The sequence below is a fragment of the Paenibacillus sp. FSL P2-0136 genome (assembly GCF_037975325.1).
In the GTDB taxonomy this organism is placed as follows: Bacteria; Bacillota; Bacilli; order Paenibacillales; family Paenibacillaceae; genus Paenibacillus_AQ; species Paenibacillus_AQ silagei.
On record NZ_CP150244.1, the window covers coordinates 49721 to 74238 of the forward strand.

General features: G+C 52.8%; 22 protein-coding genes. 20 read left to right on the plus strand and 2 right to left on the minus strand.

Annotated features, from left to right (window positions below):
• Positions 1–30: 30 nt before the first annotated feature.
• The 20 genes from NYE26_RS00215 (at position 31) to NYE26_RS00310 (ending at position 21060) form a co-directional block, all read left to right on the plus strand.
• A complete protein-coding gene (locus NYE26_RS00215) occupies positions 31–1065 on the plus strand; it encodes an agmatine deiminase family protein (RefSeq protein WP_339257697.1) in 1035 nt (344 codons plus the stop codon).
• Positions 1066–1304: 239 nt separating this feature from the next.
• Positions 1305–2180 carry an N-carbamoylputrescine amidase gene (aguB, locus tag NYE26_RS00220; RefSeq protein WP_339253101.1) on the plus strand — a complete coding sequence of 292 codons (876 nt, stop codon included), beginning with the start codon at positions 1305–1307 and terminating at the stop codon, positions 2178–2180.
• Positions 2181–2454: 274 nt separating this feature from the next.
• Positions 2455–3213 (plus strand): transporter substrate-binding domain-containing protein, encoded by a 759-nt coding sequence (locus tag NYE26_RS00225; protein ID WP_235191809.1) that lies wholly within the window; start codon positions 2455–2457, stop codon positions 3211–3213.
• 97 nt (positions 3214–3310) lie between these two features.
• The gene (locus tag NYE26_RS00230; RefSeq protein WP_339253102.1) at positions 3311–3958 is read left to right on the plus strand and encodes an amino acid ABC transporter permease; all 648 of its coding nucleotides are present in this window, start codon (positions 3311–3313) and stop codon (positions 3956–3958) included.
• 5 nt (positions 3959–3963) lie between these two features.
• Positions 3964–4695, plus strand: a complete 732-nt coding sequence (locus NYE26_RS00235; protein WP_339253104.1) for an amino acid ABC transporter ATP-binding protein — start codon at positions 3964–3966, stop codon at positions 4693–4695.
• A 257-nt stretch (positions 4696–4952) separates the two neighbouring features.
• Positions 4953–5399 carry a tellurite resistance TerB family protein gene (locus tag NYE26_RS00240; protein ID WP_036723555.1) on the plus strand — a complete coding sequence of 149 codons (447 nt, stop codon included), beginning with the start codon at positions 4953–4955 and terminating at the stop codon, positions 5397–5399.
• Positions 5400–5510: 111 nt separating this feature from the next.
• Positions 5511–6107 carry a TerD family protein gene (locus NYE26_RS00245; protein WP_036723553.1) on the plus strand — a complete coding sequence of 199 codons (597 nt, stop codon included), beginning with the start codon at positions 5511–5513 and terminating at the stop codon, positions 6105–6107.
• 29 nt (positions 6108–6136) lie between these two features.
• Positions 6137–6712 (plus strand): TerD family protein, encoded by a 576-nt coding sequence (locus NYE26_RS00250; RefSeq protein WP_209876311.1) that lies wholly within the window; start codon positions 6137–6139, stop codon positions 6710–6712.
• A gap of 50 nt (positions 6713–6762) precedes the next feature.
• Positions 6763–7344 carry a TerD family protein gene (locus NYE26_RS00255; protein ID WP_036723550.1) on the plus strand — a complete coding sequence of 194 codons (582 nt, stop codon included), beginning with the start codon at positions 6763–6765 and terminating at the stop codon, positions 7342–7344.
• Between the two features lie 94 nt (positions 7345–7438).
• Positions 7439–8764 (plus strand): TerD family protein, encoded by a 1326-nt coding sequence (locus tag NYE26_RS00260; protein WP_339253107.1) that lies wholly within the window; start codon positions 7439–7441, stop codon positions 8762–8764.
• 27 nt (positions 8765–8791) lie between these two features.
• Positions 8792–9535 carry a TerC family protein gene (locus tag NYE26_RS00265; RefSeq protein ID WP_036723548.1) on the plus strand — a complete coding sequence of 248 codons (744 nt, stop codon included), beginning with the start codon at positions 8792–8794 and terminating at the stop codon, positions 9533–9535.
• Positions 9536–9768: 233 nt separating this feature from the next.
• The gene (locus NYE26_RS00270; RefSeq protein ID WP_051477877.1) at positions 9769–10977 is read left to right on the plus strand and encodes an HpcH/HpaI aldolase/citrate lyase family protein; all 1209 of its coding nucleotides are present in this window, start codon (positions 9769–9771) and stop codon (positions 10975–10977) included.
• 76 nt (positions 10978–11053) lie between these two features.
• On the plus strand, positions 11054–12346 hold the full coding sequence (locus NYE26_RS00275) for a phosphoribosyltransferase family protein (protein WP_339257699.1): 1293 nt from the start codon (positions 11054–11056) through the stop codon (positions 12344–12346).
• The gene (locus NYE26_RS00280; RefSeq protein WP_339253108.1) at positions 12343–13497 is read left to right on the plus strand and encodes a cysteine protease StiP family protein; all 1155 of its coding nucleotides are present in this window, start codon (positions 12343–12345) and stop codon (positions 13495–13497) included. Before NYE26_RS00275 ends, NYE26_RS00280 begins: the two co-directional genes overlap by 4 nt.
• Positions 13494–14330, plus strand: a complete 837-nt coding sequence (locus NYE26_RS00285) for an HAD family hydrolase (RefSeq protein ID WP_339253110.1) — start codon at positions 13494–13496, stop codon at positions 14328–14330. The genes NYE26_RS00280 and NYE26_RS00285 overlap by 4 nt, the downstream gene beginning before the upstream one ends.
• Entirely contained in the window at positions 14327–15382 is a 1056-nt protein-coding gene (locus NYE26_RS00290) for an ATP-grasp domain-containing protein (protein WP_339253112.1), read from the plus strand. The genes NYE26_RS00285 and NYE26_RS00290 overlap by 4 nt, the downstream gene beginning before the upstream one ends.
• A gap of 36 nt (positions 15383–15418) precedes the next feature.
• Positions 15419–16135, plus strand: a complete 717-nt coding sequence (locus NYE26_RS00295) for a hypothetical protein (RefSeq protein ID WP_339253113.1) — start codon at positions 15419–15421, stop codon at positions 16133–16135.
• A gap of 13 nt (positions 16136–16148) precedes the next feature.
• The gene (locus tag NYE26_RS00300; RefSeq protein ID WP_036723538.1) at positions 16149–17243 is read left to right on the plus strand and encodes a toxic anion resistance protein; all 1095 of its coding nucleotides are present in this window, start codon (positions 16149–16151) and stop codon (positions 17241–17243) included.
• A 159-nt stretch (positions 17244–17402) separates the two neighbouring features.
• Positions 17403–19937: an S-layer homology domain-containing protein gene (locus NYE26_RS00305; protein ID WP_339253114.1), complete on the plus strand. Its 2535-nt coding sequence runs from the start codon at positions 17403–17405 to the stop codon at positions 19935–19937.
• 334 nt (positions 19938–20271) lie between these two features.
• Entirely contained in the window at positions 20272–21060 is a 789-nt protein-coding gene (locus NYE26_RS00310; protein WP_036723535.1) for a formate/nitrite transporter family protein, read from the plus strand.
• Positions 21061–21747: 687 nt separating this feature from the next.
• On the opposite strand, the gene NYE26_RS00315 is transcribed toward NYE26_RS00310, so the two are convergent.
• Both NYE26_RS00315 and NYE26_RS00320 read right to left on the minus strand, forming a co-directional pair.
• Positions 21748–24054: a TPM domain-containing protein gene (locus NYE26_RS00315; protein WP_339253116.1), complete on the minus strand. Its 2307-nt coding sequence runs from the start codon at positions 24052–24054 to the stop codon at positions 21748–21750.
• Between the two features lie 245 nt (positions 24055–24299).
• On the minus strand, positions 24300–24443 hold the full coding sequence (locus NYE26_RS00320) for a hypothetical protein (RefSeq protein WP_200869518.1): 144 nt from the start codon (positions 24441–24443) through the stop codon (positions 24300–24302).
• Positions 24444–24518: the final 75 nt, after the last annotated feature.

A 24518-nucleotide genomic window follows, 5' to 3' on the forward strand; every position in this document is an offset into this window, starting at 1 on the left:
CAAAAACTAAACAGCAGAGGTAACTAAATGATGCATCCACGTGATTTACACTATACAATGCCGGCTGAATGGGCCAAGCATGAACGGACCTTTATTTCCTGGCCGGTGAAGGACTCTATGGTACACCCTGATAATCATGAAGCGGTTAGTAGGGGCTATGCTGAGATTATCCGGGCGATTGCCGAATTCGAGCCGGTGACGGTTATCGTCAATCCGGATGAGCTGGATACGGTAGAGAAGCTGGCGCTTGGGGACAATGTAACGCTGCTCCCCATCCGGCACAACGATGCCTGGCTGCGAGACAACGGACCGACCTTCCTCACGGGTCCTGACGGGAAGCTGGCCGGGGTCAACTGGAAATTCAATGCCTGGGGCGGCAAATACTCGCCTTGGGATCTCGATGATGAGGTAGCTCCCCAGATTCTGAAGCACCTGGAGATCAGCGCGTTCGATGCTCCGCTGGTGATGGAGGGCGGCTCCATTCATACGGATGGCGAGGGCACCCTGCTGACCACGGAGGAATGTCTGCTCCATACGAACCGTAATCCTGAGCTGAACCGGGAAGAAATTGCTGATTATGTCAAGCAATATACCGGGACGGAGTCCATCATCTGGCTGAAGCGCGGCCTCAGCGGGGATGAGACGGACGGGCATGTCGATAACATCGCCTGCTTCGCGGCACCGGGTAAGGTGATTATTCAGGTCTGCGAGGACCCGCAGGATGAGAACTATGCGATTACGCAGGAGAATCTGCGCATCCTGGAGCAGGCCGTCGATGCCAAAGGCCGGAAGCTGGAGATTATCCGCATTCAGCAGCCGCCCCGCGTGGACTTCGAGGGCAGCCGCCTGACACTGAGTTATCTGAACTTTTATTTTGTGAACGGCGGTATTATCCTGCCCGTCTTCGGCGGTACAGCGGCTGAGACGGACAAGCTGGCCGAGGAGAAGCTGGCCGGGCTGTTCACGGACCGCAGAATCCGCACGGTGAACGGAATGGCCGTGATCGGCGAAGGCGGAAACGTGCATTGCACCACCCAGCAGATGCCTGCGGTGGCCGGAGCTTAACGAAAAGCGAAAAGAAGCGGAGGGGAAATTTGGAACTGTAGGAGCGTTAGCGATCGCCTGAAAGCTTTCCGTAGGAAAGCTCGCTTCGGAAGCATCAGCTGTCACCGGATTTCAACCGCGAAGAGCGGATTAAATCAAGAAATCTGGTGACAACAGCGGCCGGAAGTCCAAATGTTCACCGCAGCGACGGCCAAGCTTTGAGTTCTAAGTGTTATAAGTTCATACAAGGAGGAACAACCATGAGACAAGTAAAAGTAGCCGCGACGCAAATGAGCTGTTCCGGCGACATTGATGAGAATATCCGCAAGGCGGAGACTCTGGTTAGAGAGGCGGCAGCCCAAGGCGCGCAGATTATTCTGCTGCAGGAGCTGTTCGAGACACCGTATTTCTGCCAGAAGGAGAAGTCGGATTACTATGCCTATGCTACGGAGCTTGAGCAGAACAAGGCTGTGAACCACTTCAAGGCCATCGCCAAGGAGCTTGCGGTGGTGCTGCCGATCAGCTTTTATGAGAAGAAGAATTATGCGCGGTACAACTCGCTGGCGGTCATTGATGCAGACGGAACCGTGATGGGCAAATACCGCAAGAGCCATATTCCTGACGGTCCAGGCTATGAAGAGAAGTTCTACTTCAACCCGGGCGATACCGGCTTCAAGGTGTGGAATACCCGCTATGCCAAAATCGGAGTCGGCGTATGCTGGGACCAATGGTACCCGGAAGCTGCCCGGGTGATGAGCCTGATGGGTGCGGAGATTCTGTTCTATCCTACAGCCATCGGCTCGGAGCCGCAGGACGGGTCAATCGATTCCAAGGATCACTGGCAGACCTGCATGCTGGGTCATGCGGCCGCTAACCTGATTCCTGTCGTGGCCTCCAACCGGATCGGCAAGGAGACTGACGAGGATTCCAGCATTGATTTCTACGGATCGTCGTTCATCGCTGGTCCGCAGGGCAACAAGATTGTCGAAGCCGGACGGGATGAGCAGACCGTGCTGGTCAGCGAATTCGACCTGGATGCGCTTGAGATAGGCCGGATTGAATGGGGGATCTTCCGTGACCGCCGTCCGGAGCTGTACCGGATGATTGCTTCCTATGACGGCGATCTGACCTTCTAACTTATGCGCTAATATGTATAGACCACTTATTAAGCAGCCAGAATGCTGCCGGAGCTCTCTCCGGGGCATTTCGGCTGCTTTTTTGCATGAGATGTTACAATATATCGATAATAATGTCATATTACATTACACAATGGGATAAAGTTAATTGTCATCACTACTTTAATCTGATAAAATCTCCTTAAGTTATTTTACAAATAAGTAGGGGGATTGGAGAATGGGAATCCGAAAAAAATGGGCGATGTCAGGTATGGTGGCACTCCTGGTCTTGGCAATGGCGGGTTGTAGCTCTGGTAATGATGCGAAAGGCGGCAGTGCGGACGGGAAAAGCCTCAAAATCGCTACCGATGCCAGCTATGCACCAATGGAGTATATGGATACCGATACGATCAAGGGCTTTGACATTGATTTCATTAAGGCCGTGATGGCGGAGGCCGGGATTGATTACACGGTCACCAACACAGGCTGGGATACCATGCTGACCAGTGTGAAGCAGGGCACTGAATATCAGGCGGGTGTATCCTCGGTATCAATTACAGATGAGCGCAAGGAAACCTATGACTACTCTATCCCTTATTTCGAATCTACGAACATGATCATGGTGAAGGAAGGCAGCGATATCAAATCCGCCCTGGACCTGAAGGGGAAGAAGGTTGCGGTTCAGGCAGCCACGACAGCCGATGAGCTGATGAGCGGCATTATGGGCGTCGACAACGGTAACCTGAAGCGGTTCGACAGCAATGCGGTAGCGCTGATGGAGCTGAACGGCGGCGGGGCGGATGCGGTGGTTGCGGATATCGCCATCGTGAACGAATACATCAAGAACAATCCGAAGGAGAAGCTGACCGGCATTATCGACAAGGAGAATTTCGGCTCCGAGTACTACGGCATCCTGTATCCGAAGGGCAGTGAATGGAAGGCGAAGCTGGACCCGGCGATCAAGAAGGTCATCGAGAACGGCAAATATGCGGAGATCTACAAGGAATGGTTCGGCGAAGAGCCGGACACGGCGGCGCTTATGAACGCGAAGTAGCATAGGGGCCAGCAACAATTAAGCATGCGTAATGATTGCTATTGCGCGTGCTTCTTTTTTTGAGCAAGCCACAAGCAGAAGAGAAGGGAAGAATTCTATGGATTTCAGATTCGACATCATCATTCATTATTTACCGGTTCTGCTAAAAGGGACCTTGTTCACCATCGGCGTATCGCTGGTCTCCATTCTGTGCGGCTCCCTGCTGGGGCTGATTATCGGCTTCGGTAAAATGGCGCCCAAATGGTATTTCCGCTGGCCGTTCCACGCCTATATCAACATCTTCCGGGGTACGCCGCTCTATGTGCAGATTCTGATCGTCCACTTCGGGCTGATCCCGTTGTTCTACGGCAAAACCTATGCGCTGATGAGCGCATTCGTGGCGCTGTCGCTCAATTCCGCTGCCTATTCTGCGGAGATCTTCCGCGCCGGTATCCAGTCCATCGACCCCGGTCAGCGGGAAGCAGCCCTGTCTCTCGGAATGACCCGGCAGCAGGCGATGCGCTTCATTATTCTGCCTCAGGCCATCAAACGGATGGTTCCCGCCTTCGGGAATGAATTCATTGTGCTTGTTAAGGATTCCTCGCTGCTGGCGCTGATTGCCGCCCCTGAGATTATGTACTGGAGCAATACCATGAAAGGCCAATACCTGCGGATCTGGGAGCCGTATCTGACCGCTGCACTGATCTACTTCATTCTTACTTATTCGCTCAGCAAGCTGCTTAATTATATCGAACGGAAGGTGTAGCCCCTATGGAACCGGTTATTTCAGTCAAGCATCTGCACAAATCATTCGGTGCCCATCAGGTACTGACGGATATCAGTGTCGACATTCACAGCCGGGAGGTTGTGGTTGTCATCGGGCCTTCGGGCTCAGGCAAATCGACCTTTCTGCGCTGCCTTAATCTGCTGGAGCAGCCGCAAGCGGGCAATATTATGATTGAAGGCACTTCCTTGATGGCCAAGAGCACAAGGATTAACGATATCCGTACCGAGGTGGGGATGGTCTTTCAGCAGTTTAATCTGTTTCCGCATCGTAAGGTGATCGAGAACATCATGCTGGCCCCGATGAAGGTGCGGAAATGGACGGCGGATCAAGCAAGGCAGAAGGCGCTGGAGCTGCTGCAGAAGGTAGGGCTTAGCGAGAAGGCGGAGATGTATCCTTCCTCGCTCTCCGGCGGTCAGGCCCAGCGGGTGGCGATTGCCCGGGCACTGGCGATGGAGCCGAAGATCATGCTGTTCGACGAGCCGACCTCGGCCCTGGACCCCGAGATGGTGGGCGAGGTGCTGGCCGTCATGAAGGAGCTGGCCCGTGAGGGGATGACTATGGTTGTGGTGACTCATGAGATGGGCTTCGCCCGTGAAGTCGGGGACCGGGTGCTTTTTATGGAGCAAGGGGCCATAGTGGAGCAGGGTGCACCGGAGCAACTGTTCGGCAGCCCGTCGCATGAGCGTACACGGGAGTTTCTGTCCAAGGTGCTGTAAGAATCGCCCAAAGTAGAATATTGTTATTTAATCGGTTATATTAGAAGAGTAAGAAATAGGCAATAAGTCCAAGCGTGAATAGCTGCCCAGGGTGGCGGGGAGGAGGCTCGGCGATATCTTTTTTTAAAGTATAAGGATGACAGCGGTTCTGCATAATGATTTATCCTTATATTTCCGGCAGAAAAGGATAGGGTGCTTAATAAGACGGCATAGGCTTTCTGCTGGTCATAATTCCATAATGATAGAAGGAGAATACGATGAGCACATTCAAAAATTGGCTGAATACCACCAAGAGCGGACTGACGGATCAAGTGAAAAAATTTAAAAATAAAGACTTTATGAATGCGGTAGTAGCTGGCTGCGCGCTGGTCGCTGCTGCTGACGGCAAGATTGAGGAAGCTGAGAAGAACAAGATGGCGGGATATATGAATCTCAGCAATGAACTCAAGGTATTTGACATGAGGGACGTCATTGCCCAGTTCAATTACTATGTAAGCAACTTCGAATTCTCGCCGGAGATCGGTAAGCAGGAAGCGCTGAAGGCTATCGGTAAGTTTAACGGCAAACCGGAGGTTGGACGGTTAATCGTGGGCGTATGCTCGGCGATTGGTGCAGCCGACGGTGACTTCGACGAGCATGAGAAGGCAGTTGTGCGGAATATCTGCAGCGTACTGGGACTTAGCCCAAGCGAATTCAGCCTGTAAGTACAGGCTGGATTTCATTTGCTAATTACTGAAACTTTAGGCGATGGACCGCCGTATCACTGATGTAACACCCGCAAGCACACTTCTATTTGGAAACGGAGGTACTTCAAGTTGGCTGGAATTAATCTGGTAAAAGGTCAGAAGATCGATTTAACCAAAGGCAATGCCGGACTGTCTAACGTAATCGTAGGACTGGGCTGGGACCCTGCCGAACCGGCAAGGGGATTCTTTGGGGTTAAAAAACAGGCGAATGTTGACTGCGATGCTTCAGCGCTGCTGCTGAATGAGAACGGCAAGCTGACGAACAAGCTGAACCTTGTCTGCTTTCACAACAAACAGAATGCGAATAACTCTGTAGTCCACTCGGGGGATAATCTGACGGGTGAGGGCGACGGGGACGACGAACAGATCATGGTGAATCTGAAGCAGATTCCTGCCGATGTCCATAAGGTCCTTGTTGTGGTTAACATCTACGATGCGGTGAACCGCAAGCAGGATTTCGGAATGATCAAATCTGCGTATATCCGCATTATTAATGCGGCAGGGAATGCAGAATTGGTTAAGTTTAATCTGACAGACAATTATACAGGCTTCACGGCACTAATCTGCGGCGAGCTGTATCGTCATGGCGAAGAGTGGAAGTTCGCAGCCGTCGGTGAAGCGGCCCACGCCGCGCATATCAATCAGCTGGCAGAACGCTATATCTAAATCCAATTTGAGAAAAGAGGGCTCTATTCATGGCTATTAACTTATCCAAGGGACAAAAAATTGATTTAACCAAAACAAATCCAGGCTTGTCCAAAATCACAGTCGGCCTCGGATGGGATACGAATAAATATGATGGCGGTAAGGACTTTGACCTTGACGTTTCCGTGTTCCTGACGAATGCGAACGGTAAAGTCGATAAAGAAACCAACTTCATCTTCTTCAACAACAAGCAGAACGAGAACGCTTCTGTTGTTCACACCGGCGATAACCGTACCGGGGAAGGCGACGGAGACGATGAGCAGGTTCAAGTCGATTTGCTTAATGTTCCTGCAGATGTGGACAAGATTGCCTTCACCATTACCATCTATGAAGCAGAATCCAGAAGCCAGAACTTCGGACAAGTCTCCCGTTCTTATGTACGTATCGTCAACGATGCGAACAGTGAGGAACTGATCCGCTTTGACCTGGGTGAAGATTTCTCCGTTGAAACAGGCGTAGTTGTAGGCGAATTGTACCGTAACGGCGCAGAATGGAAATTCAACGCGATTGGCAGCGGCTACAAGGACGGTCTCTCCGGCTTGACCCGTGATTACGGTCTGCAATAAGGCTCTGACATTACGGGAATTAAATCTGTAAGGAAAGAGGGTTTTTGACAGTGACGATCAGTCTTTCCAAAGGACAGCGGATTGATCTTACCAAGACCAATCCGGGTCTGACCAAAGTAGTTGTAGGACTGGGCTGGGATACAAACAAGTACAGCGGCGGCAAGGATTTCGACCTCGATGCATCAGCATTCCTGCTGCATGAGGACGGCAAAGCCAAAAGCGAAAATGACTTTGTATTCTATAACAACCCGAGCGGCGGTACAGGCTCTGTAACCCATACAGGGGACAATCGCACAGGTGAAGGCGACGGGGATGATGAGCAGATCGTCGTAGACTTCAGTCTGGTGCCTGCCAATATTCAGCGGATCGGGATCACGGTCACGATCTATGATTATGAGGCCCGGGCGCAGAACTTCGGACAAGTCTCCAACGCTTTCGTCCGTGTAGTTGATGCATCCAGTGACCGTGAGATTCTGCGGTTCGATCTGGGCGAGGATTTCTCCACCGAGACGGCTGTGGTCTTCTGTGAATTCTACCGCCAGGGGGCGGATTGGAAATTCCAGGCGATTGGCAGCGGCTTCGCTGGCGGACTAAGCGCATTATGCAAGAACTACGGGCTGGACGCGCAATAAGAGCTTCAAAGGCGGGATCATCATCGATCCTGCCCTTTTTATACACAAAATCTGATAAGTTGCGCTCTTATCCATGTATAAAGGTGGCGTAAGAATGAATACAGAAGTAGTCAAAGGACAGAAAGCAGATCTGACCAAAGGGAACCCGGGGCTCCGCAGCATTACGGTTGAGATCGGGTGGAAAGCTCCGTCTTCCATGGATATTGATGCTTCCGCATTCCTGCTTGGAGCTGGCGGTAAAGTGAGCAGTGATGACGATCTGATCTTTTACAATAACCCGTCTACTCCCTTTATCACCTATAAAGATGTACCGGGTACAGCTTCGGGCGGACTGAAGCAGTTCGAGGTCTCGCTGGAGCGGATTCCGGCAAACATAGTGAAGATTGCCTTCACGCTTACTCTGTATGACGGAGAAAACCGCAAGCAGATGTTCGGACAAATGAGTGAAGCGGAGTGCCGGATCGTGAATCAGGCGACAGGTGCGCAGCTTCTGCGGTGTAACCTTGGAAATCAGTTCTCTGTGGAAACGGCTGTTGTAGTTGGAGAATTATATAGACATGGTGAAGAATGGAAATACAGTGCGATTGTTGCTGGCTTCTCAGGCGGGCTTAAGGCGCTCTGCGGCAACTATGGCATAGAAGTAGAGGACGAGCCTGCACCGGCACCGAAGCCGCCGGAAACTACACCGACGCAGGCACGACCGCCGCTTCAAGTGCCGCCGCCCCGCGCAGAGTCATCCAGACCGAATATTGTGATTCCGCCACCGCCTGCACCGGCACCGCCTAAGCAGGAGGCTGCTCCCGCACCGGCGCTGAATCTCAATCTGAAGAAGATTGAGCTGAAGAAGAAGGGCGATTCGATTAACCTGAAGAAATCCGCTTCCGGTCTGGGTGAGTTGCTGATTAACCTGAACTGGAACCAGAAGCAGGGCGGAGGGCTGTTCAGCCGTAACAAGGGCGGGGTGGACCTCGATCTGGCTTGTCTGTATGAGCTGAAGAACGGCAGCAAAGGCGTGGTGCAGGCACTGGGCAATGCGTTCGGTAACCTGCAGCAGCAGCCTTATATGATGCTCGATGGAGATGATCGGACAGGCTCCGTAACATCCGGCGAGAATCTGCGTATAAACGGAAGTAAGGTAGCCCAGATCGAACGGATTCTGGTGTTTGCCTTTATTTACAAAGGAGTTACCAACTGGTCTGAGGCGGATGGGGTGGTTACCCTGAAGCAGGATGGAGGGCCGGATATTATCGTGAATCTGGACGAGCATAACAACCGTAAAGGCATGTGCGCCATCGCGCTGATCCGGAATGTGGATAACGAGACCTTCAGTATTGAACGGCTCGTGCAATATTTCAGCGGTCACCGGGAGATGGATGAGGCTTATGGCTGGGGGCTTCGCTGGGTAGCGGGAAGTAAATAATTTGATATTACCGGAGGCGCAAGTGGAATGGACTGGTTCAGTGATTTTTTTAGGAGTATCGGTGAGAATTACGGGCATTTCTTCTCATGGAGTGATATTGCAGGAACGCTCTCCGACCCTGTCAGCTGGGGGATAATCGGAAGCCTGATTCTGCTGGAGGGTCTGTTGTCCGCTGATAACGCGCTTGTACTGGCGGTCATGGTTAAGCACCTGCCGAAGGAGCAGCAGCGTAAGGCGTTGTTCTATGGTATTATCGGTGCTTACGTGTTCAGATTCCTGGCGATTGGGCTGGGGACCTATCTCGTCAAATTCACGCTGGTGAAGGTGCTTGGAGCCTTGTATCTCTTCTACATTGCCTACAAAGGGTTGTTCAAGGGCAGCGGAGAAGAGGGAGAGATTAAGAATAAAGGTGCATCCTTCTGGAAGACGGTACTCCTCGTTGAATTAATGGATATTGCCTTCAGTATTGACAGCGTGGTAGCCGCATTTGGTCTTAGCAGTGAAGTATGGGTACTCTTCCTGGGCGGTATTCTCGGCGTGCTGATGATGCGCGGAGTGGCACAGGTGTTCCTCAAGCTGATTGCCAGATATCCTGAATTGGAACAGACAGCATTCCTGCTTATTGCACTGATTGCCGGTAAAATGCTTGCCGGAGCCTTCGGCTATGAATTGCCGCATGTAATTTTCTTCGGTATTCTAATTGCGGTGTTTGCAGGTACTATCGTGTACAGCGCAAGCAAACGCAAGAAGGCTGAGAACCACAAGGCCTGATGGTTGTGCGTGCTTCATCTCTTTATCCTTTATAGCTGTGCAGGAAGGCGCGGGGTTCACGGGAAGGGTGGACTCCGGCACGCCTTTCGGGTAATCGTAACAGGTTTATAGCATGGCCTTTGCTTGGGTTCTAAGCAAGCCGGATACCGTCCCCGAGAGGACGGCATAGCTGGTTCTGCTCGCAGCCAAAGGCCATTTGGATTGTGCTGGCACAACATTAAGGGGGAAGGGCCTTGAGATATTTCGATTACCTCACACAAGAACAGGAAGCCTCATTATTCCATGTTCCGCCGGTTTCATTTGATCATACTACCCGCAAGGATTTACTGGCTTATGCCGTCGGAGCAGCCCTTTATATGCCGGCCACCCGTGCCAGTGTTGCCGAAGATATTATTAAGCTGAGAGCCTCGGGGCTTATCACGGTAATCATAGATTTGGAGGATGCCATCGGGGACGGTGAAGTGGATTATGCCGAAGAATCCATCGTCAGGCATCTGGCATTTCTGTCCGCTTATGCGGAGAATGAGCCGGACCAGCGCGGCAGTCTTCCGCTGCTGTTCATCCGCGTACGTAACCCTGCACAGCTGCGGGATCTGATCTTTCGGCTGGGATCATTAATCACCATGCTGACCGGCTTCGTCTTCCCCAAGTTCTCCGTAGAGAACGGTACGGATTATTTCGAGGCCATTGCCGATTACAATGACACACGCAGCTATTCAGCCCCGGTGTTGTACGGGATGCCGATTCTGGAGAATGCACCGATCATCTACCGGGAGAGCCGGATGGACACTCTGCTTGGGGTCCGGGATCTGCTGGGGCAATACCGCGAGTATGTGCTGAATGTCCGGATTGGGGCTACGGACTTCTCCAGTCTGTTCGGATTGCGGCGCAGCCCGGATATCAGCATCTATGACCTGACGCCGATCCGCGACTGCATGTCGGATATCATTAACGTATTTGGCCGTGTGGAGGAAGGATACGTGATCTCGGGTCCTGTGTGGGAGTATTTTGCCAGCAAAGGACACCGGGTCCTCCGCCCGCAGCTGCGGGAGACGCCCTTCGAGGATACTTATGGCAAGCATGGCCGCGAAATGCGCAACAGCTTCATTTCAAGCTCGATGGACGGGCTGATCCGGGAAGTAATTCTGGACAAGGAGAACGGCATTGTGGGCAAAACCATTATCCACCCTTCCCACCTCAGACCCGTGCAGGCGATGTATACCGTAATGCATGAAGAGTATGTGGATGCCTTAAGTATTGTAGACAGCAACGATGGCAGCCGCGGCGTGTTCAAGAGTGAATACTATAATAAAATGAATGAAATCAAGCCTCATTTGAACTGGGCCAGACGAATTTTATTACGATCTCAAATATACGGGGTGTTACATGAACAACAGCATTTTGTCGGATTACTACCCGAGAACGAATACACACACGTTTAATATCGTCGAGAATCTGCAGGTTACGGTAACAGAAACCTCCAATCCTTTTCATATGCCTGTGGAGTCCTTGTTCTCCATGGCTGCACGAATCAATAAGAAGCGCTCCTTCCTGTTCGTCAGCAAAGTGCTTGGCAAGCACATTCCCGTAGGGCCCTATACCCCGCTGCTTAGCGGAGCGGCACTCGCCTTGCTCCTGTATCTGGAGATGAGTGGGGATACCGCTGACCGGGAGGTTATGGACCCGCTGATGAACCAGGCCGTTCATGGCCTGATCCATCCTGAATATGCGGAAGAAGCTTATCATGCGCTGCTTGCTGCACGTCTGGCTCTGCCTGAGCCGGTTCTGTTTATCGGGTTCGCCGAAACCGCTACCGCCCTGGGCCATAGCATGTATAATGCATTCGCCGGCGGCGCGTCTTATATTCATACCACGCGTGAGATGATTCCTGAGCTGGAATCGGTGGTGACCTTCGTGGAGGAGCATTCCCATGCGATGGACCACCTCTGTTACGCGCTGGATGCCAGCCTGCTGTCAGGGACTGAACCGGTCATCCTGGTGGATGATGAGATTACCACCGGCAATACGGCGGTCAACATCATCCGGGACATTCAGTCGAAATTCCCGCGCCGCGAATATGTAGTGGCTTCGCTCCTCGACTGGCGGAGCGAGGCGAATATTCAGGCGTACCGTAAGCTGGAGCAAGAGCTGGGGATACGGATTACCGCTCTATCCCTGCTGCAGGGAAGCATTAAGGTTGAGGGGGTTCCGCTGCTGCAGCCTGCAGCTGATAACGGAGCCGCTGCTACCACAGGTGCAGAGCTTGTAACTACTTATGTGCGGGACGGCCTGGAACGGCTGCCTGTAACCTCTGTGGATGCACAAGGCGTGATCAATCCGGCGGCATATTTGAAGCTCAGCGGCCGCTTTGGCCTGAAATCTGCGGATGATGTGCAGCTTGATGCCGGTGTAAGCCGCGTGGCCGAGCAGCTCGGGAGCTTGCGGGAAGGCTCCCGTGCCCTGGTGATGGGCGTAGGCGAGTTCATGTATCTGCCGATGCGGATCGCCGCAGAGATGGGAGAGGGCGTGCTGTACCAGGCCTCAACCCGCAGTCCGATCCATCCCGAGCGGCGTGCGGATTACGGCGTGCACAGCGCTGCTGCGTATCCGTCCGCAGGGGATACGGAGATCATGAATTTCATCTATAATGTGGACTCCGGCCAGTATGACGATATCTTCGTCCTGCTGGAGCGCGAGGTGCCCCGGCAGCGGATTGCACCGATGACGGATATTTTACAGAGGCTGGCAGGCAATAAGGTACATCTTGTTGTACTCAGCCCAGAACCAGATACGGGAGGCTCAGAGCTATGAAGGGAATAGATATCGAAGCCATTCACAATAGAACAATATCCCCTCCGGTGGCACTGGGCAGCTATCCTGCTTCCGACGTTACCTTCCTGCTCAAGGATCTAAGCAATGTATCCCTGGAGCGGGGAACAGCCGAGCGGGAGGAAGCGATCCAGTCCGGCGTGCATTATTCAGAGATGCTCCCGGTGGAGTACCAGCCGACAGAGCAGTATATCGAATTGTTTCATGAGACGCTGCAGCAGACTGCGAGGAAGGTGGCGCTGGCTGTAGCTGTGGTGTCCGAGATGATTGTTGCCCGGCGGGGAACGGCGAATACGGTGCTGGTCTCTTTGGCGAGAGCGGGCACACCTATCGGGGTGCTGATCAAACGTTATATTCTTGAGAAATATAGAGCGGATCTTCCGCATTACAGCATCTCGATTATCCGCGGCAAGGGGATTGATGAGAATGCGGTGCTCTATATGCTACAGCAGCATGGAAGGGATGCCGAACTGCAATTCATCGATGGCTGGACCGGTAAGGGGGCCATCCGGCAGGTGCTGATAGAGGCCTGTGAGAGTATGCATAAGAAATATGGCATTACGCTAAATGATGATCTGGCGGTACTCGCCGATCCCGGGCACTGCTCGGGAACCTTCGGTACCCGGGAGGATTATCTGATTCCAAGCGCCTGCCTGAACTCCACGGTATCCGGCCTGATGAGCCGTACGGTGCTCCGCGATGATCTGATCGGGCCTGAGGAATTCCACGGGGCCAAATTCTACAAGGAATGGCTGGACAGTGATCTGTCCAACGTATTCGTTGAAGCGATTACCCCATATTTCGCGGAAGTAGCAGCAGAGGCACTTGCGCAGGCTGCGGAGATGCTGGAGCATCCGCCGGAGATTACCTGGCAGGGGCTGGCCGATATCCGCAGTATCCAGGATACCTTCGGCATCGATAATATCAATCTGGTGAAGCCAGGAGTGGGGGAGACGACACGTGTGCTGCTGCGGAGAGTGCCCTGGAGAATTCTTGTCGACAGGCTGGACAATCCCAACCTGCGGCATATTCTGCTGCTGGCGGAGGACCGGGGCGTGCCGGTAGAGGTCTATCCCGGGCTGACCTACTCCTGCTGCGGAATCATCAAGCCGCTGAAAGGGGAGAGTGAATGATCTACGCCAGCGATCTGGACCGCACGCTGATCTACTCTCTTAGCGCGATAGGCGTTCCTGAGGATACCCCCGGTCTGGTTCCGGCAGAGGTTGTTGACGGCAAGGTGGTATCGTATATCTCACAGCAGGCTCTGGCTACACTGAAAGAGCTGGCGGCGAAGATCGTCTTCATGCCGGTGACTACACGTACCATTGCCCAGTACCGGCGGATTAACCTGTTCCAGGAGACGGTCATTCCGGATTATGCCATCACCAGCAATGGCGGCAATATTCTTGTGAACGGGGTAGTGGATCAGGATTGGCGGACGGCTGTCGGCAAAGCGGTGGAACGCGGCTCCGCTGCGGCGGAAGAAGCCGAGAGCATCGTGCGTGCTGTTGTCCGGGAAGAATGGATCATTAGCCGGCGGTATTGCGATGAGCTGTTCTATACCTTCGTGGTTCACCGGGATTCGCTGCCGCTTGAGGAGATTGCCCGGATGTCTCAACGGCTGGGTGAGCTTGGCTGGAGAGTATCCCTGCAGGGGCGCAAGCTCTATATCGTGCCGGAGGCGGTGAACAAAAGCGATGCCATTCTTCATGTCCGCCGCACCGTGCATTCGGAGCCGATGGTCGCTTCAGGCGATTCCCTTCTGGACAAGAGCCTGCTCGCCGCCGCCGATTATGCCATAGCTCCCTGCCACGGAGAAATATTTGCCGAGCAGCAGGCGGGTTTAGTACACTTAGAGTATCCGTTTACTAAGCGGCCGGGGGTATTTGCCGCGGATGAGATTATGCAGTATGTTCACAGGATCTATACACATTCGACAGCATTGGGAGTTGGACCGCCACCATGAAAAAGGTAAATATATATTTCAACCGCTGGTTCTCTGTTGCCTATCACTATATGAATCTCATCCGGAGCAACGAAGACGGGATTCCGGTGCAAATCTTCGCCACCCACCCGGATATCCACCATATGTCGCTGCAAGGCGCGGATGTAGCCGGAACCGAGCCGGCGCTAGAAGGCATTGAATACGTGCAGTTCTGTGTTGATTTTTGCCGCCGGAACGAGATTGATATCTTCATCCCCCGGCTGCATATGCTCGATATCGCGCTGCATGCCTCGCTGTTCGATGAGATCGGGACGAAGGTGCTGGTCTGCCGTGATCTGGATCTGCTGGAGATGATCATGGACAAAGGCAAGTTCTATGAGAGCGTGAAGACCACCGGGATTATGACAATTCCTGATTATCATGTGGTTAGTAATGCGCAGCAGTTCAGGGAAGCTTATGAAGATCTCGCAGCCAAAGGACACAAGGTCTGCTTCAAGCCTACCGAGACGGAGGGCGGACTCGGATTCCGGATTATAGATAATGACCGCAGTCCCGTGGAGGAGCTGTTCGGCCACGTAACTCCGCTGATCTCCTTCGAGGAAGCTTACCGTATCCTTGATGAAGCCGGGAGCTTCCCTAACCTGATGGTGATGGAGCTGCTGGAGGGATATGAATATAGTATTGATTGCTTGTCGGATGAGAAGGGCAGGCTGCTGGCCGCAGTTCCCCGCCGGAAGGCAGGCGGCCGCCTGCGGTTGATGGAGTATATCCCGGAGCTTGCGGGGGTGGCCCGCAGGGTGGCTGAGACGTACCGGATTCCGTTCAATTTCAATATCCAGATGAAATACAGCGGTGGCGTCCCCAAGCTGCTGGAGATTAACCCGCGGATGTCTGGCGGCCTGCATATCTCCTGTCTGTCCGGAATTAACTTCCCATATCTGGCTGTCAAAAGCGCGCTCGGCGGCGAGGTTCTGCCTGCATCGTTCGAGCATAATGTCCTGGCCAGCCATGTCGAGCAGCCGCTGATCATGAGAATAAACGGAGAATCCGTCATTACGGATTCCGTGAATTGAGCGTGTAGCATTCACGCTCATAAGAGGTGAGAAGGAATGCAAGCTAAATTCAAAGTACTGGCGTATGCCGGTGCCGGTTATGTTGTAGCCGTACTGACCAGCGGCTTCCTGCCTGAGCTGGTCTCGCTGCTGCTCCCGGTAATCGGGGCAGCACTTGCGGTGCCGGAGCTCAGGCGCACCAGAGTGAATCTTCCGGTAGAGGTGATTCCTGCCGGACAGGAGCCGCAGGTGATTCCGGCGGCATCGTCCGCCGCGCCGCAGGCTTCGTCTGCTGCCGCTGCCTCTCCTGCTGCTGCGGGACAGGCCTCCCCGGCCCATTCGGGTGCCGGACACAGGGAGGACATACAGATCGGAGCGGAGTTCGCTCCGGTGGTGGAGTATCTGGGCATCCTGGAGGATATGATCATCTCCGAAGGGCAGAAGGATACGCTGGACAATGAGATTGTCGAGAAGTCGCTGGCGCTGTTCGCCAGACTGCAGCGCGTCATTCCGCTGCTGCAGGAGCTGGGTAACGGTGAGATTAACCATACCGTCCGCAGGCTGGTGCTGAAGGACCTTAATGGAGTAATCAACCCGTTCCTGCGCCTGGGCGGCGAAGCCAAGACAAGAAACCGGAGAATGCTGCTGAACGGTCTGCGTGATGTCGATGCCAAAATTTCCGATATTGCGTCGACGATCGAGCACAAAGACCTGATGGAACTTCAGACCAAGGCGGAACTGATTCATCAGCGCTACAGCAGTTCCGAATTATAGGAGGAGGATAGCCATGTCCACGCAGTTAATTGAGCTTAGAAAAGAAGATGAGCAGAAGGTAGTCCAGGAGGCTTCCCAGTTAATTGAGCAGGTAGCCAAGACTGACACGGTAGCACTGGATTCCCTGATGGATGATATCGGGAAGCTTGGGGTCAAGACGCAGGAGAAGGCAGGCCAGACGCTGAAGCTGCTGGACCGCCCCGTCAATGACCTGATGAGCGGCAAGCGGGTGGAAGTGCCCAATATGATTATGAAGCTGCGCAATGAGTGCGAGACCCTTCAGCAGAGTAAGAATGTCAGCTTCTTCGGCAAAATGCTGCGCAAAAGCCCGCTTAAAAATTATGTATACAAATATCAGTCGGTCCGCACCAACATTGATGCCATTATCACCGGTCTGCGTGACGGTCGGGATACGCTAGAGGAGAGCATCGTTAACATGCGTCAGTTGAAGCGTACCTCCATGGAGGAGATCTATAACCTCCAGACCAAGATCGCCTTCGGCAACAAGCTGAAGGAGCTGTTCGAGGTGGAGATCGCCAAGCCCGAGAATGAATTCCGCAAAGCGTATCTGGAGCGGGGGCTGCGCAAGGTTATGGTGCGGATTCAGTCCATGACCGAGATGATTCTGCTCTACAATCAGGCGATTGCGGCAACGGATATCATCAATGACAATAATGACAAGCTGATTGATTCCGTAAACAACGCGATCGATAAGACCTCTAACCTGATCACCGTCTCGGCGATGATTGCCATGTCCCTGGCCGATCAGGAGAATGTCATCAATGCGGTCGAAGCCACCAACAAGACGATCGAGGACCAGTTCAAGGAGAATGCACGGCTGCTGCGCACGACGACCGAGAAGACAACGGAGCTGCTCTCCAAGCCGTCCATGTCTCTGGAAGCCGTGAATCAGGCGATTGGTGACCTGCTCAGCGCCCTGGATACCTCAGAGCAGTCCAACCGGCGGATCATCGAGAGCTGTCAGGACTATACGTCCAAAATGACCACCATCAACACCCAGCTGAACAACCGGCTCGGGCTTAACGAAGGCTCACAGCCGCAGGCTTTGAAGCAGGCGGAGAGCGGGCTGAGCAGCTTTTTGAATTAAGGGTTTGCTTCTGGGCCGGTAAAATAACTTGAATAATGCACCAAGCCTGCTGATATGGATTCGGCGGGCTTTTTTTGTTGTTAAATTTCTAATTTACTAATATATTCCGGTGAGATATTATGAGATGGGTTCAGTCGTACATTCAGGGGGAGAGTATTGATGATCAGGAAGTTAACGGGAATATTGGCAGGTATAGTCGGAGCGGGGATGCTGTTTGGTTCTATGGGGACAGCGGCAGCCCAGTCAGCAGGGACAAAGGATTATGAGGGACATTGGGCGCAGCAGACGATTCAAAGCTGGCTGGATAACGGCTTGCTTAAAGGCTTCGGAGATGGATCGGTTAAACCGAACCAGACCATAACCAGAGCGGAGTTCATGACGCTCATCAACCGTTCTTATCATTTTACGGAACAGAGTAAGGTGGAATTCACCGATGTGCCGTCTACCAGCTGGGCGTATAGTGAGGTTGCGAAGGCTGTAGCGGCTGGATATATCCAGGGCTTCAACAATGAGATGCGCCCGAATGCTCCGATTAACCGCCAGGAAGCAGCAGTTATAGTCAGCAAGCTGCTGAAGCTGGACGCGGGCAGTATAGAGGTATTGGAAGTATTCAGTGATGCAAGCCAGATTGCATCCTGGAGTAAAGGGAGTGTTGCTGCCGCAGTCACAGCGAAGGTGCTTAAAGGATATCCGGATGGAACCTTCGGGCCCGTCAAAGCCTTGACCCGTGCAGAATCCTTAGCGCTGATCGATGCGGCAGTCTCTCGAACGGGTCAAGCTGTACAGGGAGCGGCAACGCCTGCTCCAGCCGTAACACCGTCGGCTACTCCCGCAGCTACAGCTGCACCAACTGCAACTGCTGCTGTAGCTGCGGGAGGAAGTGGCGGCGGTAGTGGCGGTGGCGGTGGCGGTGGTCCTCAGGTGACACCAACCCAGGCTCCGGCGGCAACACCAACGCCGGTTCCAACACCGACACCGACACCAAGCCCGGAACCTGTTAATGAATTACCGGTCAAGGAGCTTCCGGCGCTGGATATCAGCATCACCTCTCGCCCTGACGATTCAGTTACGAATGCTGTTTATCTAGAAGTTGATTATAGCAGGGTGATTGGAAGCACTATCCGTCTAAATGACCAGATAACTTATTATGTAACAGCGAAGCCGATCAGCTCTAGAGATCTCCACTGGGAGCTTACCAATCTCCAGTACGCTTCTATTAGTACGGGATACTCGTTGAAGACGCTGACATATACCGGTGTTTCGATTCCAAAGAGCAGGATTGGCACAGCAGGCGATAAATATGTCTCGGTTGTGGTACGGAATTCATCTAATGAAGTGACCGGATTCTATACTCAAAAGGTGAATTTGCAGCCCTCAGTTACTGAGGCTTATAGCAGTATAATGTTACTAAACAGTGGTGTGACTATTACCCAGGAGAAATTCAGCACAGTGTCTTCCCAAGTATATTATCGGGATACTATTGATGTGGAAGATGCTGCTTTGCAATTTGGCGGAAGAGCAGTGGGATATACAATTACCCCGAAGTACTATATGGACAGTAACCTGAATTTGGAATTGAATGATATCATTCATGCTTCGCGTAAAGTGTACAGAGACGGCTGGGTCAGTGTGGTTGATGCCACAGTATCCTCTAATACAGCAGTAGGTGCTTCATCACCGGGCTATATCCCGTTTGCCTATGACACATTATATAATTTCAAAACATATAACGAAGATGAATACACCATTATTTTCCTCGATTCCGAGATGAAGCCATTGGGTTATTACACCGGCAAGGTGATGCTTAGCACAGACCTGAAATTAGAAGCAGCCATGAAAAGAATTGACGAGCTTCCTTCGAATGTAACTTTAATGGATGAAGATGCAGTTAACAGGGCTTATAGAGCCTACTTGCCGTTTGATGATTCTTTCAATTGGGGAGAACGCAAGACTAAGCTTAAGAATGCTGTATCAGCTCTTATGAACGCCAAGAGATCGGGACCACTTCAAAATATGGATCTGGTTCAATCCGTAATTATTGATGGGTATAATCAATTCAACGGCAAGACAATAAGTATGAATTGGATGGGTTTCCCGGATGAGTTGAAGGGAAGCATAGGCAGCTTCTCGTATTACATTACAGCCAATCCTGTTCGTGCAGAGGATTTAGCACAACCAAGCCCTTATGGGGAATTTGATTTTGCTGACATTCATTCAGTAGTTCTTCCGGTGACAGATAAGAGCGGACAGAATTACGTTACAGTGGTCTATTATAATAAGGCAGGGCAAGCAATACGTTATACCACCAAGCTGGTAGATTTCTCGTCGAAGCGGCCGGTGTGGGACGGAACGGCGGTACAGATTGGGGATGGAGTTAAGCTGGTCCGTGATTATAATAACGGTACCCGTATAGACTATGTATCTGTAAAAGATTATCAGAAAACGCATCCCGAAGCTGTCTATTTCACAGCGACCTCTAAATCAGCGTTGGCAGCAGCTAAGCAAGAATTCTCTGCAGAATCTGCAGTACAGTGTTTAAATGATTACCGGAATACCAACAGTATCTATCCTTATGAGCAAATTCAGTTATCTGATGATGCGGCGCGGAATGGACAGCCTGAAGACTACATTATCCTGTTCTATGATGCTAATTATAAGGCGCTTAATTATTATATTGGCGGTTTGACTGACTGATTCTCCGCTAATCCTACTCATATTATCCCGCTCCCCCACATACGTTGTCACTAAGGCGACCTGTGGAGAAAGAGGGGATAAGCGGGATGATTCTGGGATGCTTGATCGTGGTGCTTATCGTCGTAGCCAGCAGTGAGAAGGCGGAGGCGATTGCCAGCCTGAATGAACGGGAGGACAACGGCCTGTAACAAGAGTGCGGGGAGTGTGCGGATTCATAAATTATTGATGCTCTGTGATTCAAGCAATTTCCAGTGGTTTATTGGGTATAATAGCTGGAGGCTGTACATCAGTCTTCCGGCACCACTGAAAATATAAAGTGAATACGGAGGGTCAAATGGAGAACGAGGCACTGCTGCAGGTAGAGAAGCTTGCACTTAAGAAACAGAAGATATTCCGGCAAAGCGTATGGCGGTACATTGCCAGGGCCATGCTCGCCAGCATGTTTATCGGATTCGGCGTGATCGTAGCCTTTAAGACCGGCAACTTCTTCTATATGGAACAATCGCCGATGACCTATCCGATGGCTGCGATCACCTTCGGCGCAGCCATCATCCTGATTTCCTACGGCGGGGGCGATTTGTTCACCGGGGACACTTTTTATTACACCTATGCGGCACTGAGGCGCAAGCTGGCATGGACTGAGGTTGTGCGGATGTGGGTCGTCAGCTATCTGGGCAACATTCTTGGGGCTACGGCGTTTGCCCTGCTTATTTTTCTGACCGGATTGTTCTATGATTCCTCTGTCAACGGGTTCCTGCTGAATGTGGTGGCCCATAAGATGGAAGCACCGGCGATGCAGCTGTTCTTCCGGGCGATTCTCTGTAACTGGCTCGTCTGTCTGGCCTTCTTCGTCCCGATGTCAATGAAGAACGACGGTGCCAAAATGTTCGCCATGGTCCTGTTCGTCTTCTGCTTCTTCATCTCGGGATACGAGCATAGTATTGCCAACATGTGTACCTTCGCGATTGCTCTCGTCCTGGATCACCCTGGTACGATCTCCTGGGGAGGCGTGGTGCATAATCTCGTCCCGGTCACATTAGGCAATCTGATCGGCGGCGGCGTGCTAATGGGCGTGATGTATTACTATGTGAACAAGCCGTTTCTGGAGGATGAGTCTCACTGAACGGCAATAACATGACACAACAGCGATTCTCCGATTACCGGGGGATCGCTGTTGTGCGTGCGCAGGTAGGCCTAGGGCAAATGTATGTGGAAAAGCGAATACAATCGGTGCTGGCGAGGGTAAGTGGGCAAATGTATGCGAAAACAAACATGTCTTTCAAGGCACAACTCCAGCATGAAAATGAGCAGCGTGGCTAAAAAACAGAACATCGTCTTTTCATTTATTTAACATATTTTAACGGAAAACCAAACACAATGGGACTGGGAGCGCCGCGCAGGCCAAATGTAATCGAAAAACCGACCACAATGGGACTGGGTGCACCGCGCAGGCCAAATGTAATCGAAAAACCGACCACAATGGGACTGGGTGCGCTGCGTAGGCCAAATGTAATCGAAAAACCGACCACAATGGGACTGGGTGCGCTGCGTAGGCCAAATGTAATCGAAAAACCGACCACAATCGGATTGGGAGCGCGGCGTAGGCCGTGCGTTTATCGCAGCGCCAGACGTATTTTCACAGAAAAACCAAATACAATGTGCTAGCGTGAGGGCGCAGGGTCCGGAGGAAGTACATAGAAAGCAAAAATCAGGGACACTAATGTCCCTGATTTCGTTTGATGCCGCAGAATAAATTGTTACATCACCCGCCCTGTTAGGGTGAGTATGTGCTGTAGCGACAGTCGGCTGCTTACCACTTGGAGCCGCCGGAGCTTCGGCCGGATTTGCCGCCGCCAAACGAAGAGCCGCCGGAGGAACGTCCGCCGCCACCGCCGCCGCCCCAAGAAGAGCCGCCGGAGGAGCGTCCGCCGCCAAGCCCGCCGCCGAATCCTCCGCCCGGCGGGCCGGAATTGCGTCTGCGGGCTTGTTCCCGGCGCTGCTGCTCCCGCAGCATGGCCATTTGGGCTGCGCGTTCGGCCTCTTCCTTCTGACGGACCAGCCGGTTCGCTTCTTCTACGAAGGAAGCAATCTGTGAAGCATAGGAGCGTCCTGTCTCCTCCAGCTGATCCAGATCGTAGGGACCTGAGGCCAGACGCTGTTCCAGCTCGGTATATTCCGGCAGCAGTGATAGCTGGAAGCGGTTCTGCGAGGCAATTCCTCTGCTGTGCAGCAGATTGTAGGCGGCATCCACCCGGCTCTGCCCTTCTGTGAACAGCCTGCTCAAGCTGTCGAGACGCTCCTCCAGAGTGTCCAAACTGCTGCTCATGCTACTCATGCTGCTTGCCGTCTCATCCTGCAAAGCAAGGAGCCGGTCCAGCCCGCTGCGGGCATTGTCATACTCTCCGCGTGCATCGCTGGTCCAGGTCTCAAGCTGAGGCACTTCCGCCGCGCCTTGCCGCAGCGTGCCTCCGGCCTCCTCAAGCAATTGCTCCAGAGCGTCCAGGTGCTTCCGGGCGAACCGGTTCTTCGCCCCGGCAAGCCGGCTCTGTAATTCGTTCCGCCGCTGGCTAAGCGTTGCCCATGTGCTGCGTACAGTCTCCAGATCCTTGAGGTTATTCTGCCGGATCATAGCCTGGCGTTCCGTCATGGCCACGGCTTCAGTCATAAGGGCATCCATGTCAGCGCCAATCCGGCGCACTTCGTCCATATCGCCTCTGTGCAGCGGCGCTTCCATGGAACTGGCGGCATTGGAAGCCTGCTCCAGGCTGTCGTAAGGCTTAACCTTCATATTGTGCAGGGAGTTCTGGTCGATCAGCCCGGCAATCCGGCTGCGGGTAGTCGCCAGGACTCCGGGGAAGGCCTTCAGCTTATCGTCAAAGGTCCCCACATCCTGCACATCCTGCTCAATCTGCTGTTGCCGCTTTTTAGCTTGTGCAGTAATCTCCTGGGCAGCAATGGGGTCGAATAGCTCCAGTTGATCTGCCTTGGCCGTCTCTTCGGCCAGCTCTTGAAGATCTTGGGCAATCTCCTCCAGCGTATAGCCCGTCTCCAGGGCCGCTTGCTGCCGCTGTTCTTCAAGCTCCGGGGCAGCCTGCTTCAGCTCGGTGATCTGCTGCTTGACGTTCCGGTCGGCGTCGCTGACGACTGCGATATTCTTCTCCTCTTCCTCCAGGGAGGCACGGAATTCCCCCTCTGTCTGCTGAAGCTGCTCTGCCGCCGCCTTAAGCGCAGACAAGCGGTAGAACGGCGGCAATGGTGCTTGCCCGGCGGTCTGCAATGCAGAGATTTCGACCAGCCGGGAGGTCAGGCGCTTCGAGATGCCCTCGACCCTCTCACCAGTCTTGCCCTGCACAATCCCCTGGAAAGGCTGAAGGGACTCCAGAGCGCGGTTCGCCCGTACCAATAGGTCGGCGAGCTGCTCACGCTGCACGGAAAGTCCCTTGCGGCGGCGCATTCCGGTAATTGACACATACAGCAGCAATATCAGCAGCGCGGCCAAGACAAGACCGCCTGCAACCGGCAGGAGAGGGAATCTGCTGCCGCTGCCGTTAGGACTGGAGCCAGCTCCTGCCGTACCGGCATCCGCACCGCCTGCCGCACCGCTGCCGGTATTACTGCTCTGTCCGCTGCTGCCAATGGCTTGCATCTGCTGGATCACAGAACGTATGCCTTCAGGGATATCTCCCTTTTTAGCATAAGGATTGAAATATTTCTCCAGCACCTTGTTAATTGCTGCGTTACCCGCAGCTCCGCCCTGTTGTAAGGACCAGGCATCGAGCGCATCCTGCAGCCCGGGGTTAATGAAGCTGATCTCAGTCAGCTGATTTTCATAAGCGATGAGGAGCAGGATGTCCCGGGACTTCAGCCCCCAGGTATCATATACATCGGCGGCATAACTGGACATGTTGCTTCCGGCCAGCGAATCAACGGTTAAGACATGGAAGGTGTAACGGCCTGTAGTGGCTAACCCGGTAAGGTTCTCTACTTCTTGGGCAGACAGCAGCCGGGCTTCATCCGTAATTACTCCTTGCTGTGCAGGAATATTTGCAGCATAGACCCCTGGAATCCACAGCAGGGATAATATCAGGACCAAGGCGAGGGTGAGGTTTTTTCTCAATCTGACACACTCCGATCTATAGGCTATTGTTCATTGTAGTATGCTGATCATTATACTATATCATTACACATTCTGAGCCCCGCAGATGCAGGTACCCCGGAATTGACGGGAGATAGCGTCCACCCAAGTGCTCACGTTGATCCTGCTCCAAATCAAAAGGCGGTTCCAGCAGCCATTTCATGGCTTTTGGAACCGCCTCTTGTATAAGAAGTAAGCTATATTCATCTATTTCTGTATGAAATGGGCTATCTGGTCTCTAGGCACAGGATATACTGCAACCGGGACTTGATTTCTTTCTGCCATTTCATATCTCCGACTTTCACAGCAAGATTGAGCAGGTCCAGGTAATCGTCAACCTGCAGGGCGGTCCGGGTAGTGGCTGCGTTCATGGGGGTTCAGTCTCCTTTTAGCTCAAATATAGAAAATAATGAATGTTGTACATCCAATAATGATAATCATTATCA